The following is a 16,201-nucleotide window of genomic DNA, read 5'->3' as shown; positions in this document are numbered from 1 at the left end:
CAACACCAAAAACTGTCCACACGTCAAATATGTTTTCTTAAAAACAGCCGGGAAGATAGGTTTGCATAAAACATTTAGTTATGCAACCAACATCATCTTCCCGGCAGGTATATTTAGACTGGCTTCGCATCATCGCCATCATAGGCGTGCTGTTCTTTCATTCCGCCATGCCATATATACCCGAATGGGGATGGCATATAAAAAACAAAGAAACCAGCAATGCCCTGCTGGAAATGAACGATTTCCTCCACCGCTTCCGTATGCCGCTGCTGTTCTTTATCTCCGGAACGGTAAGCTATTTTATGCTGCAGCGGAACACCGGCGGCGGGTTTATTGGTCTCCGTTTCAGGCGGCTGTTTGTTCCCCTGCTGGTGGGCATACTCATTATAGTACCCCCACAGGTGTACATGGAGCGCCTCACCCAGGGCTTCAAAGGCAACTATGCCGATTTCTACACCCATATGTTTACCACCGGTGTATATCCCCATGGTAATATGAGCTGGCACCACCTCTGGTTTATCGCCTACCTGCTGGTGTATGATATCCTTTTTGCGCCTTTCTTTGTATGGCTGATCTCCGGCAAGGGGAAAAAACTGCTGCAAAAGCTCAGCTGGATCGGCAACAAACAATACATCTACCTGCTTATCATCCCCGGCACACTGGTACATACTTTTATGCTGGTATGGTTCCGGCAGACAGGCGACCTGGTGCACGACTACGGCTACTTTTGCTACTGGCTGTTCTATGTGCTGGCAGGATTTATCTGCATCGCCAACCCGCTGTTCATGGACAGCCTGGAACGGAACCGACGGCTTTCACTCACCATTGCATTCACCGGGCTTCTTATCATCAACTACCTGCGCTGGAATAAACTGGAGCCCTGGATCTTCAACGATAATTTCAGATACATGCCCTCCACCTACCTATATATGGCCTTAGGCGGTATTACTGCATGGATGTGGGTACTCGCTATTGTAGGCTATGCAAAAAAATACCTGAACAAACCCCGGCCCATCCTGGCATATGCCAACCAGGCGGTATACCCGTTCTATATCCTGCATCAAACGGTAATTGTGATCCTTACTTACTATCTTGTAAACGTGCCGGATGGCGTGGGACTAAAATACGCCTTTACCGTGATCGTTACTTTTTTAATCAGTATATTCATCTTCCATTTGTTTATAAAGCCCTTTGCCATGATGCGTTTCCTGTTTGGAATGAAGCCCGCGGCAAAGAAGGAAAAAAGCCGCGGTATAAAAGAAGAGGAACTAATACCGGCAGCATAGTGAATCAGCAATTATGAAAATATTCTGGAAATATTTCTTCCCACCGTTATACGGCCTGCTGGTATACTTTACCATCCGCCTGTTAACAGACAGTATTACAGAAATGAAATTCTGGTACCGGCCGCTGTCGCTGAACGGCATTGAAATGGCCACAGCGGCGCTGATGGGCTACCTGCTGATCGGGATCTTCAACTGGTTGTTCCGGTATTTTGATAAAAAAAATGAAGCCGGTTTTTCCTATAAGATCATCCTGAAAGAACTGCTGTATGTTTTTATTGTCAATCAACTGGTACAAAACATGGTTCTCACGCCGATGGTTGTTTTAACCGACGATGGCCTCCAGTTGTTCGACCTGGTAGATATCAACGTGATCCCTTTATTGTATTGTTTTATATACTATGGCGTCCGCAGGAGCAATGCTTTCTTACAGGCATATATCAATAACCGTTTGCAGCTGGAGAAAATCACCAACGATCAGCTGCAAACCGAGCTTAAATTCCTGCGGGCGCAATATCATCCCCACTTTTTATTTAATGCGCTAAACACCATATATTTCCAGATGGATATAGACGTGGAGGCGGCAAAGAAAACAGTGGAGCGCTTTTCGGAGCTGCTGCGTTACCAGCTGTACGATCAGCAGCAAATGGTGAGCGTGGTGAATGAAATACAATACCTGCAGAATTTTATTGAACTGCAAAAGGTCAGGTCGTCGCGGCGCCTGCAGCTGGATGTACATTTTGATGAGGCCCTGCATAATGAACAGGTATACCCGCTGCTGTTCCTGCCGCTGGTGGAAAATGCCTTTAAATATGCGGGAGGCGATTTTAATATTCACATCTGCATGAAAAAACAGGATGATGAAATATCCTTCCGCGTGGAAAACTCAATACCGGATAAGCTCAGCTTCGAGGCAAAGGGAGGCATAGGATTGGATAACCTGAAAAGAAGACTGGAACTGCTGTATCCCGGCAAACATTCATTTACCGCCCAGGTGAAAGAGAACAGCTTCCTGGCGGAATTAAAACTGGCTACCTGATAATGGATCAATTAACGATACGCTGCATTATTACCGACGACGAGCCACTGGCAGCAGAAGGCTTACAGCGCTATGCGGAAAAAACGCCCTTTCTTCATGTAACCGCTGTTTGTGAAGATGCCATACAGCTCAATACCCTGCTGAAACAACAACCGGTAGACCTGTTGTTCCTCGATATTGAAATGCCTTACATCACCGGCATCGAGTTCCTGAAAAGCTATCCCAATCCGCCAAAGGTGATCTTCACCACCGCGTACGAACAATACGCCATACAGGGCTTTGAGCTGGATGTACTGGACTATCTTATCAAACCCATTTCATTCGACCGCTTCCTTAAAGCCTCCAATAAAGCATTCGATTATTTTTCGTCCCGGCAGGCCGGCAAAGAACAACCCTACTGTTTTATTAAAACCGACAGCAAGCTGGAAAAAGTCATATTCAACGATATTCTGTTTGCAGAAGCCCTGGGTAATTATGTAGCTATTTATACGGGAGATAAAAAAATGATCACCCATGCCACACTGAAATCAGTACAGGAGATGCTTCCAGCCAGGCAATTCCTGCAACCACATAAATCCTACCTCGTTAATATCAACCATATCAGCGCTATTGAAGGCAATGTATTGCACATGGGCAACCATGAAGTACCTATCAGCAAATACCAGAAGGAAGAGCTGCTGGAGAAGATAGTCAATAACCGGCTGTTGAAGAATAAGTGATCCAAAGGATGTAACTTAGGGATATAAGTAAACCGCGAATATGAAAATTGCCATCCTCGACGATTACCAGGATATTATCAGGAGCCTGGATTGCTTTAAACTGCTAGCCGGACAGGATGTTTTAGTACTGCACCATACGGAGAAAAACCCCGTCAAGCTGGCGGCACTTTTAAATGATGTGGAAGTGCTGGTGCTCACCAGGGAAAGGACCCGGATAAATGAGGAGCTGCTCTCCCAATTACCCAGGCTGAAGCTGATCAGTCAGACCGGCAAAGTATCCTCCCACCTGGATCTTGCCGCCTGCGCCAGGCATAATGTAGCCGTAGCGGAAGGTATTGGCTCTCCCATAGCGCCAGCAGAGCTTACCTGGATACTGATCATGAATACCCTGCGTCAAATTCCACAGGCCATTGAAGGCATGAAGAACGGGCAATGGCAAATCAATATAGGCAGTACCGTTCACGGGAAAACCATTGGGATCTGGGGCTACGGGAAGATCGGTAAAATGGTGGCAGGGTATGCCAAAGCCTTTGGAGCTAAGGTACTCGTATGGGGCAGCGATGCCTCCAGGGAAAACGCCGTAAACGACGGCTTCAGTAAAGCCGCTGCCAAAGAGGATTTCTTCCGGGAGGCAGACGTTGTTTCCCTGCATCTTCGTTTAAATGAGGCTACTGCCGGCATCGTAAAAGCTGCAGACCTGGCTCTCATGAAACCTTCATCTGTGCTCATTAATACCTCCCGGGCAGAGCTTATTGAAAAAGGCGCCCTGCTGCAAGGCCTGCGGAACGGCCGCCCCGGGTTTGCCGGCCTCGATGTATATGAAGAGGAACCGGTGTACAATACTGAGTTTGATTTCCTGAACATGCGTAACGTGATCTGTACCCCGCATCTGGGCTATGTGGAGAAAAACAGCTATGAGCTTTACTTCGGGAAAGCCTTTGAGAATGTGGCCGGATTTATCGGGGGAAGGCCATCCGGCATTGTGAATGGATAATATAACATCAAAATTGGGTAATACTGCATACGGTACCTATCAAAAGTTGCGTTAACTTGGTTTTGTCATTACTATGAGCAATCAAAATCCGGACTATACATCTTTTTGGCCAACTGGGGATCTTTCGTTATTTAAACAAATGATGAAAGAGTTCACTCCTTCCCTGAAGTATTTTGCCGGTAGTATTGCAGGTAATGAAGCCGAGGCAGAGGAAATTGTGGCAGATGTATTTATCAAAATATGGCAGCAAAGACAGCAAACAACGGCTCCCAACGATGTACGCTACTATCTTTTCAAAGCAGTAAAGAACACGGCGCTTAATTATCTGAAACGCAATGGACGGCGTCATACGCATTATAATGAATGGGAGATCCAGGTGAGCAAGGTATCGCCCCAGAACCCGCAGGACCTGATGATCAGCAAAGAACGGCTCCTGGAAATAAACGCCGCTATCCGGTCGTTACCCACCCGCTGCCGCCAGATCTTTATCCTCGTAAAGGAAGATGGCCTCACCTATGAACAGGTAGCCACCCTGCTTGACCTTTCCAAAGCCACTGTGAATGTACAGATGACCCTTGCCCTGAAAAAAATATGGGCTGCACTGGGCACTTCCCTCCAATATTCCTACTCCTGATTTTTTTTTCTACACACTTAATTGTTTTCCCTTTCTGCGTTGTCTTACTAGGGAATCAACTGAAATCATACTTCTGTAAATGACCAATCGATTATGGGAATTACTGGCGCTGCAATGGAGCGGCGAGATTTCCACGGAAGAAAAAGCCGAACTGGAAGAACTTTTACTGCAACATCCCGGTGACTGGCTCCGGACGGGGCAGCTGGATCAGCTGTCTTTTCACAAAGCACATCCTCCCCATGAAGAGGAAGAAACAGATGCGCTGATGGATAAAGTACTGGGCACTATCTCCCCGGGCAGCAGCGAGCCGTCTCCTTTGGAGAAGGCCCCCCACAGGAAGTTCCCGGGCGCCTATAAATACCAGGTGTCCATCGCCTTCATAATGATAGCAATAACTGCCGGGCTTACGTTCATTTACCTGTCGCAGCAACGCCACCGGTATAAAATAGTATCCACCGATGCCGGCATGAAAACAAAGATCCGCCTGTCAGATGGCAGCATCATATGGCTGAATGCCGGAAGCACTTTAAGATACCCGGAAAAACTGGACAAGGCCCAAAGGGAGGTGTACCTGAGCGGAGAGGCTTACTTCGATATAAAACAGGCGCCCAACCGGCCTTTTATTATCCATGCACAAAAAATGGATATACGGGTATTGGGTACCACGTTTAATGTACGGTCGTACAAAGAGGAAGACTTCGAAGAAACATCGGTGATCTCAGGCGCGGTAGAAGTAACAGTGCCGGAGGAACATAAGGTGATGAAAGTAACGCCCAACCAGAAGGTGGTGCTTCATAAAACATACGCCGGGCATATGAGGGAAAACAATACATCAGGCAGTAAGGCGGCAACAAAGATCGAACGGCAGCCATTGTCGGTCATTTCACCGGCAGACACCATTCATGTGCTGGAAACTGCCTGGCTGAGCAACCAGCTGATATTCCGCAATGAAACACTGCTTTCACTTTCACAACGACTCGAACGCTGGTATGGCGTAAAAATAATTATAGAAGATCAACAGCTTGCTATGTTGAGATTTTCCGGGCGTGCAGATAATATTTCTATTGAAAAACTACTGGAGGTGCTCCAGAATATTCAACCATTCAATTATTCCATTCAGGATGATATCGTGACAATTAAGTAAATCAAAAGTTATGAAGAATAAGTTCATCATTGGGGAGCGGTCTCCCTAGGGGCTTGCTGTGCCGGAAATATCCGCTATGGACCTCCACAAGATTCACATTTACTGATTTTATAAGTCCCCTTCCAGGTTATGAAAAAAGCAATGAAACAAACCACGTTTATCTTACTTAATAACGGACGAAAACTATTTCTAATGCTCAAATTTACCGGTGTATTGTTCCTGCTGTTTTTCCAGGCATCTGCAGCAGGATTCTCGCAAAACACGATATCCGTTTCTTTCGTCAACGCAGATATTGAAAAAGTATTCCGCTCTCTTGAGAAAAAAACAGGCTATACTTTTTATTACAGCAATAACGAAACAGAAAAAACTCCCAGGATCAGCCTCACCATGGAGAAAGCCGATGTAAAAGCGGTACTGGATGAAGTAGCGCACAAAACCGGGCTTCATTATACCATCCTGGACAACAGCATGGTGGTATTTAAAAATGCCGGCGAGCGGATACAAACAAAAAAGATCTCAGGCCGTGTAGTTGATGAAAAAGGGCACCCGATGCCCAACATCACCGTACAGGTGAAAGGCACTACCACAGGCACATTAACAACTCCCGAAGGATTGTTTACCCTTCAGGTACCGGAAAATGCAACCCTGGTGATTTCTGCCATCGGCTACCTGCGTCAGGAAATCCCCGTTGCCGGTCAGGCTTCTTTCAATATAGTGCTGAAAGAAGATGTATCCGGTTTGAACGAGGTGGTAGTAGTGGGTTACGGCTCCCAGGAAAAACATAAGCTTACCAGTGCTGTAGCCACCATCTCCGGCGCTGAGCTTAACAAGCGGGTGGCTACCAACCCTACTTCCCTCCTGCAGGGCCAGCTGCCTGGCTTACAGGTTACCCAGGGCTCCGGGGAACCAGGCAATGAAAACATACAGCTACGCATCCGCGGTATCAGCACTTTCAGTGGTGCAGGTAATGATCCGCTTGTAATAATAGATGGTTTGCCTGGAAATCTCAGCATTTTAAATCCAAACGACATCGAATCCATCTCCGTACTGAAAGACGCTGCATCTGCGGCTATCTATGGTTCCCGCGGCGCCAATGGCGTGATTGTGGTGAAAACAAAGAAAGGAAAAACCGGCTTCTCGCTCACATACGGGTATAACCTCGGTATCTCAAAAGCAGCCAAACTGCCGGACATTATTTCCAATTCGGCAGAATACATGCAGCTGTCTAACGAAGCAAGAACCAACTCCGGACTGGCGCCGCTTTACACCCAGCAGCAAATTGACCTGTACCAGAATGCAACCGACCGTGTCAAGTATCCCAATCACAACTGGCTGGACGATATTTTTCATACCGCTTACACCCAGAACCATTATCTGAACATGAGCGGCGGAAAGGATAATACTACCTACAGCCTGGGCCTGGGTATCAGCACACAGCCAGGCGTATTGATCGGCTTCGACTACAAAAAATATACACTAGACCTGGGCCTTAGCTCCCGCGTTAATAAAAGGGTTACCATAGGTACCAATGTGCAGATGCGCTATGCCGACAGGAAGTATCCTGAGAACGGCGCCGGCGATATGTTCCTTTCCGCTCTGGCCCAGTCGCCCCTCTACCCCGCTTCCAGCGATGGCAAATGGATTAAGAAAGCTTATTCCAATGAGCTGGGCAACAAGAACCCGGTAGCTATTGTGGAAGAAGATGTACGGATAAGAACAAACGACTACTACGCCCAAGGCAACCTGTCGCTCGATGTGGACATCGTAGATGGATTAAGATGGGAAAACCGTGCAGGTATGAACTATGACAATTATAAATACAATGATTTCAGACCCGCAGTACCTACTGTCTATTTCAGCGACATGAGCCCCGCCGGATTACTTGACGTGGGCACACCAGGGCTCAATGTTGGTAACTACGGTAATGTATACACTGTTTATTACAGCCAGTTCACCTACAAAAAGAAATTCGGGGAGCATAACCTGTCGGCCCTCGCCGGTTACCAGCAGGAACAATATAAAGCAGATACCCTGGATGCCACCCGCACACAATTCCCTACCAACTTCCTGAGAGAGCTTGATGCCGGTCCGACAAACGGACAAACAAACGGCGGCACCTCCGGCAAATGGGCTATCCGGTCTTTCTATGGCAATGCCAACTATGATTACAAAGATAAATACCTCTTTGGCGCCAGCGTGAGATACGACGGTACTTCCAGGCTGCCATCAGATACCCGCTGGGGATTGTTCTATTCCTTTTCCGGTGCATGGCGCGCTTCCGAAGCATCTTTCCTGAAAAACAGCAAATGGATCAACGACCTGAAATTACGCGCCTCCTGGGGCCAGCTGGGTAACCAGAACATTGGTACTTATCCTTACCAGTCCACCCTCGACAACAGGCCGTATGCATTCGGCTCTTCCATATCCACCGGCTTCACCGGCAGCCAGATCATAGATCCTACCCTTACCTGGGAAACAACGCGGGTGCTGGACTTTGGTCTTAACCTGACCGCCTTTGATAACCGCCTCACTTTTACGGGCGACTGGTTCAACAAATATACTTTTGACATTCTTCGAACCTCACAGGTGCCGCTGTGGCTGGGATTATACCCTCCCATCATCAATAACGGCGCAGTAAGGAACAAGGGATTTGAATTTAATGTACAGTACAACGACCGGATCGGGAAAGACTTTACCTGGTATGTAGGAGCTAACTTTCAACGGTACAAAAATGTACTCGAGGAATTTGGTAAACGGGAGATCAGCGGTACCACTATCCGCGAAGAAGGACACCCGCTGGATGAATACTACCTCTATCAATGGGATGGCATTTTCCAAAGCGCAGATGAAATAGCCAAATCGCCCAAACAACCTGTAGACGCCACTCCCGGCGACCTGAAAATAAAGGATGTGAATGGAGATGGCGTAATCGACGACAAAGACAGAACCTATACCAAAGGAAAATATCCTTCTTTCCAGTACGCTTTCAATATTGGCGCCTCCTGGAAAAATTTTGATATCAGCGCACAGCTTTACGGGTCCCAGGGACAGAAAATTTATGTAAACGGCTGGGGAATAGAACCATTCCGCCAGGGCTCTGTACCTACCACCGACTGGCGTAACCGCTGGACGCCCGAACATCCCAGCACTACCATGCCCAAGATCTATGTAGCCGATGGATACGCCCCGGTACAGAACTACGCTTCCACCTACTTCCTGAAAGATGCATCTTTCCTGAGGCTGCGGAACGTACAACTGGGCTATAATCTCCCGGCAGCCACGCTTGCCAGGGCCAGCATAAAATCATTACGGGTATTTTTCAGCGCAGAAAATGTATTTACCATCAGTAAATTTCCCGGTCTCGATCCCGAACGTGTAGGAGATGGTAACTATGTTACCTACCCCCAAACCAAAACATTCACATTCGGCGCCATGGTTCAGTTTTAATTTTCTCTGTTAAAAGATTCAGTTATGAAAAAGTATCAGCAATACCTACTAATAATAACAGGTGCGGCCTTTATGCTGCTCAGCGGATGTAACAAAGATCTGCTGGATGTAACGCCACCGGATAAACTGGCATCCTCTTTCTTCTGGAAAACGCCCGAAGATGCCGACAAAGCGCTCACCGGCCTGTATAATTACCTGTATAGCAACAGCGGAGGTTACGCCACCTCCCAGTACACCGTTTTTGCCTGGGACAATTTCACAGACGATTCCTACGGCCAGTATAACTACGGCGGCGGCCTCAATGCCCTTACTTCCGGCATCACCCCGCAATCCGGCGACTTTGTATACTCCTATTATGCAAACTGCTACCAGGCAATCGCAGCCGCCAATTCTTTTCTGGCCAATGTAGATAAAGTACTGAGCGGCGATAAACTGACATTATACAAAGGAGAAGCCTATTTCCTGCGGGCTTTTAATTACTTCTGGCTGGCACAGCTCTACGGCAATACCGTTATCGTGACGGAAGATCCTTTCCAGATGGATTATAAATCGACCCGTGCAAAATCCGACCGGGCCGATGTATTAAAACAGGTGCTGGCAGACCTGGATCTCGCCATTGCCGCATTACCAGACGCCGGCTATGCAGATGGCCACGCCGTAAAAGCTACAGCGCAAGGCTATAAAGTAAGAGTGCTGCTTTTCCAGAAAAGATATGCAGAAGCCGCCGCACTGGCAAAAGAGATCATGACGGCCAACAAGTTCAGTCTCTTCGCTAATTATGCCGGCAATTTTTATAAACCCGATCAGGGCAACAGTAAGGAAATTATGTTCTCCGTGAAATACCAGCGCCCTAATATGCTGCACCAGGACGTGGCAATTTCCGTAAACCTGCAACGCTGGAAAGGGGAACAAGGTACACAGGACCTGATTAATGAATACGAAGCCGCAGATGGCAAAGACACTGCATCTTCCGCCGTATATGTTAAAGGGAAACCCTTTGAAAACCGGGATCCGCGCATGCGCCTTACCTTCTTCTTCCCGGGCGACACTAAAGCCCAGGGATGGCCTTTTACCGGCGCACTGGCAATAGCTACCCCCGGCAAAGACAGCTGGACCGCCGGTTATTATGCCGTAAAGAAATGGCTGGACCCAACCCTGGTGGACCCTGATTATGGTACCATCGACGACAATGATTTTGTACTTCTACGCTACGCCGATATCCTCCTCATGTACGCAGAAGCACAGAATGAAGCCACCGGCCCGGATGCTTCCGTATATGCCGCGATCAAACAGGTGAGGAACCGCAGCAATATGCCCGACCTCCCGGCAGGGCTCTCACAGGCTGAAATGCGTACCCGCATCCGGCACGAAAGACGCGTCGAATTTGCCCTGGAAGGGATCCGTTATTTTGACCTGAGAAGATGGGGTATTGCAGTACAAAAGCTGGATGGCTTTGTGCCAAACCCATTACAACCTACCGTGAAAACGAAATACAAAGCGAACTATGATTTCTGGCCAATTCCCCAAACGGAGATAGACCGGAATGCACCTGAGCTGATTCAGAATCCTGGGTATTGATTTAGAGGGGATGAATTTTACAGGGTGCCGCGGGTCAATTCCTGCGGCACTTTTTTATTGGGTTAAGCGGTGTTGCCATCAAACTCACCATTGTGACAAGAGGTATATGAGGTAGTATTTTTTTCATGCTATAGGAATTTTATAAGTATAGGAAGACAAAATAGTGAAAGTCGACTAACATAACTCATTCACAGAAAACTGCTAACAGGGGGAAGACACCCCCTTTTTTGTTTCAGGTCTTTCTATCTCGTGTAATACAGCAAAACTGCTCCGCATGCGAATGGTTTACAATTCACAAGTTTCAGCTCTAAATCGTTTTTCAAAGGATTAAAAGTTTGCTGTCCGTTACCAAGTTCCGCAGGGTTTACGAATAAATAAAACTCGTCAACCAAATCATGCTGAATTAACGAGGATGCAAACGAGTCGCCCCCATAAACAATAATATCTTTTCCGTTTTTATTTTTCAAAGCGTTTATTTCCTCTTTTAAATCGCCGCTTATAATTGTTGTATTCTCCCACTTGCTGACCTTGAGCGTATTTGAGAAAACGGCATTAGGAATCTCTTTGAATAACTTTCCCAATTGATACTCGGTGTCATTGGGGTTGCTTGCTACTTCGGCCCAATATGGAATAAAACCTTCTCCTGTTTTTCGTCCATGTAAAATGCAGTCAACATGCTTAAGGTTGTCGACACTAAAATCCGACATTCCGCTGTCCCATTTGTTACCCAGTAAAATATTCATTTGTAATTTTAACTTTCTCATGTCGATCCGTTTTCTGGTTAATTAATATTTCAAAGTTACATGCTTGATGACTACAGGAAAGGGTATAATTACGACATTTTAGCGTTATGATTACGACATTTTGGAAATTGGTTGGGGTGCATTGCAAATCCCTCCCAAACACACTATCTTACCACTCTCAAAAGACAGGCATTTCTCTATGACAAATACAGGTATCCCGGTAAAAAAGCTCTACGGGTTGGATCATCTCAGATCGCTGGCAATATTGATGGTGTTGTTCTACCATTACCGCATGTTCCAGCACCCGCAATGGCTGGATAATATGATCAGTTTCGGGTGGACGGGCGTGGACCTGTTCTTTGTTTTAAGCGGATACCTCATATCGTACCCGCTTTTCATAAACATGGCAGCAGGGAAAAATATCTCCCTCCCGGAATTTTTTATCAAGCGCGTGTTCCGGATCATTCCAGCCTATCTGGTGGTACTTGCTATCTATTTTCTTTTCCCTTCCTTCCATGAAAGGGAAGCCCTGCCCCCACTCTGGAAGTTCCTCACCTTTACCCAGAATTTTGGCTTCGATATTAAAAGCTCCGGCACCTTTTCACATGTATGGTCGCTTTGCGTGGAAGAACATTTTTACCTGCTGTTCCCGCTGGTACTGGCAGCATTGCTGCGCTTCAATGTATGGAAAAAAGCAGGCATCCTGCTGGCAGCGTTATTTGTGTTTGGCATCGGCATCAGGCTATATTGCTGGTATGCGCTGATTGCTCCTCACGCGGGGGAAGATAACTTTTTCATCATCTGGTACAAGCACATGTACTACCCTACTTACACCCGCCTGGATGGCCTGCTGGCCGGCGTTTCCATCGCTGCCCTCTTTGCATTCAAACCGGCGGTAAAAAACCGGGTTATCCAACATGGGAATACCATCCTTTTATTATCCCTGGCTGTGTTAACCGGTGCCTGGTTCCTGTGCGAGGACCAGGAAAGCTTTTACGCATCAGTATTTGGCTACCCCCTGGTGGCGGCCGGCTACGGACTTGCAGTGGTGGCAGCGGTAAGCCCTTCCTGCTTATTGTACCGGTACAACAGCCGGGTTACCGCGCTGATTGCCAGGCTATCCTTTGCGCTCTATTTATCCCATAAAGGAGTGATCCACCTGGCACAGCCCCTGCTGGCAAAAACAGGACTGGCCCCCAAAGGAACGGCTATGTTCATTGCCTGCCTGCTTGTAGCCGGACTGGGCGCTTTTATCCTGAATAAGGCGGTGGAAGCGCCTTTCCTGCGGCTCCGTCAGCGAGTACTGGAACAACGGAAAAAAACCGCGCATAAAAAAATGATGCTGATCACAAATGATTCAGCAGCTTAACTTAACTTCACCTGGTTAAAAAGAGGAAAGACATATGAGTATTGAAAAAGCGATTCTTGCAGGTGGCTGCTTCTGGGGAGTGGAAGAACTCATCCGCCAGCTGCCCGGCGTAGTTTCCACCGTAGTAGGATACACCGGTGGCGATGTGCCTAACGCCACCTACCGCAATCATGGCACACATGCGGAAGGCATCGAAATTAAGTTTGATCCGGCAGTATTATCATACCGTTCACTCCTGGAATTTTTCTTCCAGATCCATGATCCTACCACCCGGAACAGGCAGGGCAATGATATAGGAACATCTTACCGCTCCGCTATCTTTTACCTGGATGAAGCGCAGCATCAAACAGCCATCGGGTTAATTGCCGAGCTCAATGCCTCCGGTAAATGGCCCGGCCCTATTGTAACAGAAGTGGTGCCGGCAACAGCCTTCTGGAACGCCGAAGAAGAACACCAGGATTACCTCCAGAAACATCCACACGGATATACCTGTCATTTTGTGCGGCCCGACTGGAAACTGAACTAAAATAAAAAAGGAGAAAATGAGTTTACCTTCATTTTCTCCTTTTTTTTAGTAAGATAATTAATGATCACTCCGATCTCAGGGATTTCACCGGGTTCATCATTGCTGCTTTTATCGATTGGAAACTTACTGTAAGCAGGGCTATTAATACCGCGCCGGCAGCAGTGGCCGCAATGATCCACCAGGATATACCGGTACGGTACTCATACCGCTGCAACCAGTTATTCATGAAATAATAAGCCAGCGGCACTGCGATCAGCAAGGCAATCAATACCAGCAGTACGAAATCCTTTGTCATCAACTTCCATAAATTGAAAACAGAAGCACCCATTACCTTTCGCACCCCCATTTCCTTCACCCGCTGCTCTGCCATAAAAGACGCCATGCCAAAAAGCCCCAGGCAACTAATGAAAATGGCCAGTACCGCAAAAAAGCTCGATAGTTTGCCAATACGCTGTTCTGCATCAAACTTAACAGCGTAGTCGTCATCCACAAAAGTGTAAACAAAAGGAACACCCGGGTTATATTTTTTAAAAACACTCTCAATTTTGGAAAGCGCATCTGCGGTGGTTTTGGCAGGATTGATCCTGGCATCAATCACATTGGCAGCGTCATAGTTAAGCGTAAAAACAGTGCGGAAAACAGGGTGATAAGGCGATTCCATCACTATATCTTTTACAACGCCTATTACGTTAAAAGGCTTGCCATCCACTTTTACAATTTCTCCCACCGGGTCTTTAAGACCCATAAATTTCACTGCCGATTCGTTCAGGATCATGGCGGAGGAATCCGACGGAAAATCCCTTGAAAAATCACGTCCTGAAAGTATTTGCCAGTTAATTGTTTTCCCAAAGTCATGCGTCACGCTGATCGCCCCGAAATTCCCCTGGGCGCCGGGTTGCATACCTCTCCAGGTGTAACCGTTGTTCACGGCATTGATCTCTGTCAGTAAGCTGGAAGAATAAGCCATCTCCGTCACCGCTCCCGATGCTGTCAGCTCATTCCTGATTACTTCAAAATGATCCTTCAATGCACCGGTTGATACGGGAATAACTATCAATCCCTCTTTGCTGTAAGCTGTGGGGCGGTTCTTCGCAAAATGAATCTGCCGGAATACCACTATGGTACCAATAATAAGGATCACCGATACGGTAAACTGGATCACAACCAGGGCCTTACGCGGAATGGCTGCATAACGGCCTGCGCGGAAAGTTCCCTTCAATACCTTAACCGGCTCAAAAGAAGATAAATACAATGCAGGGTAACTGCCTGCAACCAGGCCCGTGAACAACATCACTCCAAGCCCGACAAGCCAGAATAAAGGGCTTGCAACCGGCAGGCTCACCTTTTTATCCGCCATCTCATTAAACACCGGCAGTCCCAGCTGCACCAATACAAGGGCGCCTATAAAACCAATCAGGGCCAGCAGCAGCGATTCGCTGAAAAACTGCGTCACCAGCTGGCTGCGGAAGGAGCCTATTGCCTTCCGGATCCCTACTTCTTTTGCCCGCTTCTCCGAACGTGCAGTACTGAGGTTCATGAAATTAATACAGGCCAGCAACAACACAAATACCCCAATAATCCCGAAGAGCCACACAAACTGTATCCTGCCGCCTATATTCTTTCCGTCCTTCCAATCGGCATACAAATGCCATTTGCTCATGGGATGAAGAAAAACTTCCGGTTTAAAAGCAGCATCTGCTGCCCTTACCTTATGCAGTTTCACATCTTTGATCTTGGCGGATACTTTTTCAAGATCCGCATGATCTGCCAGCTGGGCATAGGTTTGAGTAAAATTGGACCGCCAGGGGTTCTCCATTTCCTTTATCCATGGCTCGCTCTGAAGGAACAGCTCCCAGGGCGCCATAAAGGCCAGGTCCCTGAAGGCAGAGTTGTAGGGCAGATCTTCATATACACCCGTCACTTTCACCATGGTACGGTTATCCAATTTTACCAGCTTATCCAAAGGGTCGGTATCCCCGAACAATGCCCTGGCCGTGGAAGCAGACAGCAGCACGGAAGCCGGGTCCTGTAACCCGGCCCGGGTACCTTTCAGCATTTTAAGCGTCAGCATTTCCGGGAAGTCCGGCTCAAAGAAATTGCCCATCTGGGAAATAGCATTGTTGTTATATGCCAGTACATGTTTATAGGGCCAGGAGCACATGATCACATACTTGAAATCACTGCCGTATTTATTCCTGATCTCCTCTCCCAGCAGGTAAGGGTTAGCCGTTTGCGTACCCTTTACGCCGTTGAAGGTCTGGTGCTGCATCACCGCTACAATGCGGTCGTAATTTTCATGGTTCTTACTGAATGTAAGCTCATCATGGATCCACAAACCGATCAACAGGGCTACAGCCATGCCGGTAGATAACCCAACTATATTGATGAGCGAAAAAGTTTTATTCTTCAGCAGGTTACGCCACGCGATCCGGGCATGACTTCTTAACATAGCTAACTGGTTTTCCCATGAAAAACAATAATACTGCCATACCCTCAAAGCAGGCCACAGGCGGCATTCGCGGGAAGTCGGCCCGTAAAGATGTCCGTATATGAACACCCGGTGTCTGAAAACGGACGCCCGGCAACTAACAGTGATCAGGCCGGTCTACAATTTGTCCCAACGTTCCTACTAATATAAAAAAATATTACCCGGTCCTGTGTGGCTATTGCCGCGGTATTCAGCACTTTTTAACCCGGTCTGTGATTTGTTGCACGAAGTGTATTA

At 47.4% G+C, this 16,201-nt stretch carries 12 protein-coding genes; 10 read left to right on the top strand and 2 right to left on the bottom strand.

The features are described 5' to 3' along the window. Positions 1-80 precede the first annotated feature (80 nt). The 8 genes from ABIE50_RS17125 (at position 81) to ABIE50_RS17090 (ending at position 10,838) form a co-directional block, all read left to right on the top strand. The gene (locus tag ABIE50_RS17125; protein WP_209857532.1) at positions 81-1,286 is read left to right on the top strand and encodes an acyltransferase family protein; all 1,206 of its coding nucleotides are present in this window, start codon (positions 81-83) and stop codon (positions 1,284-1,286) included. Between the two features lie 13 nt (positions 1,287-1,299). Beyond that, on the top strand, positions 1,300-2,322 hold the full coding sequence (locus ABIE50_RS17120; RefSeq protein WP_209857531.1) for a sensor histidine kinase: 1,023 nt from the start codon (positions 1,300-1,302) through the stop codon (positions 2,320-2,322). 2 nt (positions 2,323-2,324) lie between these two features. Next, positions 2,325-3,041 (top strand): LytR/AlgR family response regulator transcription factor, encoded by a 717-nt coding sequence (locus tag ABIE50_RS17115; RefSeq protein ID WP_209857530.1) that lies wholly within the window; start codon positions 2,325-2,327, stop codon positions 3,039-3,041. Positions 3,042-3,081: 40 nt separating this feature from the next. Continuing rightward, positions 3,082-4,035 (top strand): D-2-hydroxyacid dehydrogenase family protein, encoded by a 954-nt coding sequence (locus ABIE50_RS17110; RefSeq protein ID WP_209857529.1) that lies wholly within the window; start codon positions 3,082-3,084, stop codon positions 4,033-4,035. Between the two features lie 139 nt (positions 4,036-4,174). Beyond that, complete coding sequence (locus ABIE50_RS17105; protein WP_185937301.1) at positions 4,175-4,669, top strand: RNA polymerase sigma-70 factor; 495 nt, start codon at positions 4,175-4,177, stop codon at positions 4,667-4,669. A 79-nt stretch (positions 4,670-4,748) separates the two neighbouring features. After that, the gene (locus ABIE50_RS17100; RefSeq protein WP_209857528.1) at positions 4,749-5,813 is read left to right on the top strand and encodes a FecR family protein; all 1,065 of its coding nucleotides are present in this window, start codon (positions 4,749-4,751) and stop codon (positions 5,811-5,813) included. Positions 5,814-6,005: 192 nt separating this feature from the next. Beyond that, positions 6,006-9,260 (top strand): SusC/RagA family TonB-linked outer membrane protein, encoded by a 3,255-nt coding sequence (locus ABIE50_RS17095; RefSeq protein WP_209857527.1) that lies wholly within the window; start codon positions 6,006-6,008, stop codon positions 9,258-9,260. Positions 9,261-9,284: 24 nt separating this feature from the next. After that, entirely contained in the window at positions 9,285-10,838 is a 1,554-nt protein-coding gene (locus ABIE50_RS17090) for a RagB/SusD family nutrient uptake outer membrane protein (protein ID WP_209857526.1), read from the top strand. 242 nt (positions 10,839-11,080) lie between these two features. On the opposite strand, the gene ABIE50_RS17085 is transcribed toward ABIE50_RS17090, so the two are convergent. Then, positions 11,081-11,602: a dihydrofolate reductase family protein gene (locus ABIE50_RS17085; protein ID WP_209857525.1), complete on the bottom strand. Its 522-nt coding sequence runs from the start codon at positions 11,600-11,602 to the stop codon at positions 11,081-11,083. Positions 11,603-11,780: 178 nt separating this feature from the next. On the opposite strand from ABIE50_RS17085, the gene ABIE50_RS17080 reads away from it, so the two are divergent. Both ABIE50_RS17080 and msrA read left to right on the top strand, forming a co-directional pair. After that, positions 11,781-12,950: an acyltransferase family protein gene (locus tag ABIE50_RS17080; protein WP_209857524.1), complete on the top strand. Its 1,170-nt coding sequence runs from the start codon at positions 11,781-11,783 to the stop codon at positions 12,948-12,950. Between the two features lie 34 nt (positions 12,951-12,984). After that, on the top strand, positions 12,985-13,476 hold the full coding sequence (gene msrA / locus ABIE50_RS17075; RefSeq protein WP_209857523.1) for a peptide-methionine (S)-S-oxide reductase MsrA: 492 nt from the start codon (positions 12,985-12,987) through the stop codon (positions 13,474-13,476). A 64-nt stretch (positions 13,477-13,540) separates the two neighbouring features. On the opposite strand, the gene ABIE50_RS17070 is transcribed toward msrA, so the two are convergent. After that, positions 13,541-15,925 carry an ABC transporter permease gene (locus tag ABIE50_RS17070; protein ID WP_209857522.1) on the bottom strand — a complete coding sequence of 795 codons (2,385 nt, stop codon included), beginning with the start codon at positions 15,923-15,925 and terminating at the stop codon, positions 13,541-13,543. Positions 15,926-16,201 lie beyond the last annotated feature (276 nt).

It is taken from the genome of Chitinophaga sp. OAE865, assembly GCF_040546735.1.
Classification (GTDB): Bacteria; Bacteroidota; Bacteroidia; order Chitinophagales; family Chitinophagaceae; genus Chitinophaga; species Chitinophaga polysaccharea_A.
Note: the sequence above shows the minus strand (reverse complement) of the source record. Positions and strands in the feature narration are given on the sequence as shown.

Bases quoted from the DNA above. Each gene is read 5' to 3' on its own strand.
- ABIE50_RS17125 (WP_209857532.1), top strand. From the start codon at position 81: ATGCAACCAACATCATCTTCCCGGCAGGTATATTTAGACTGGCTTCGC.
- ABIE50_RS17120 (WP_209857531.1), top strand. From the start codon at position 1,300: ATGAAAATATTCTGGAAATATTTCTTCCCACCGTTATACGGCCTGCTG.
- ABIE50_RS17115 (WP_209857530.1), top strand. From the start codon at position 2,325: ATGGATCAATTAACGATACGCTGCATTATTACCGACGACGAGCCACTG.
- ABIE50_RS17110 (WP_209857529.1), top strand. From the start codon at position 3,082: ATGAAAATTGCCATCCTCGACGATTACCAGGATATTATCAGGAGCCTG.
- ABIE50_RS17105 (WP_185937301.1), top strand. From the start codon at position 4,175: ATGATGAAAGAGTTCACTCCTTCCCTGAAGTATTTTGCCGGTAGTATT.
- ABIE50_RS17100 (WP_209857528.1), top strand. From the start codon at position 4,749: ATGACCAATCGATTATGGGAATTACTGGCGCTGCAATGGAGCGGCGAG.
- ABIE50_RS17095 (WP_209857527.1), top strand. From the start codon at position 6,006: ATGCTCAAATTTACCGGTGTATTGTTCCTGCTGTTTTTCCAGGCATCT.
- ABIE50_RS17090 (WP_209857526.1), top strand. From the start codon at position 9,285: ATGAAAAAGTATCAGCAATACCTACTAATAATAACAGGTGCGGCCTTT.
- ABIE50_RS17085 (WP_209857525.1), bottom strand. From the start codon at position 11,602: ATGAGAAAGTTAAAATTACAAATGAATATTTTACTGGGTAACAAATGG.
- ABIE50_RS17080 (WP_209857524.1), top strand. From the start codon at position 11,781: ATGACAAATACAGGTATCCCGGTAAAAAAGCTCTACGGGTTGGATCAT.
- msrA (WP_209857523.1), top strand. From the start codon at position 12,985: ATGAGTATTGAAAAAGCGATTCTTGCAGGTGGCTGCTTCTGGGGAGTG.
- ABIE50_RS17070 (WP_209857522.1), bottom strand. From the start codon at position 15,925: ATGTTAAGAAGTCATGCCCGGATCGCGTGGCGTAACCTGCTGAAGAAT.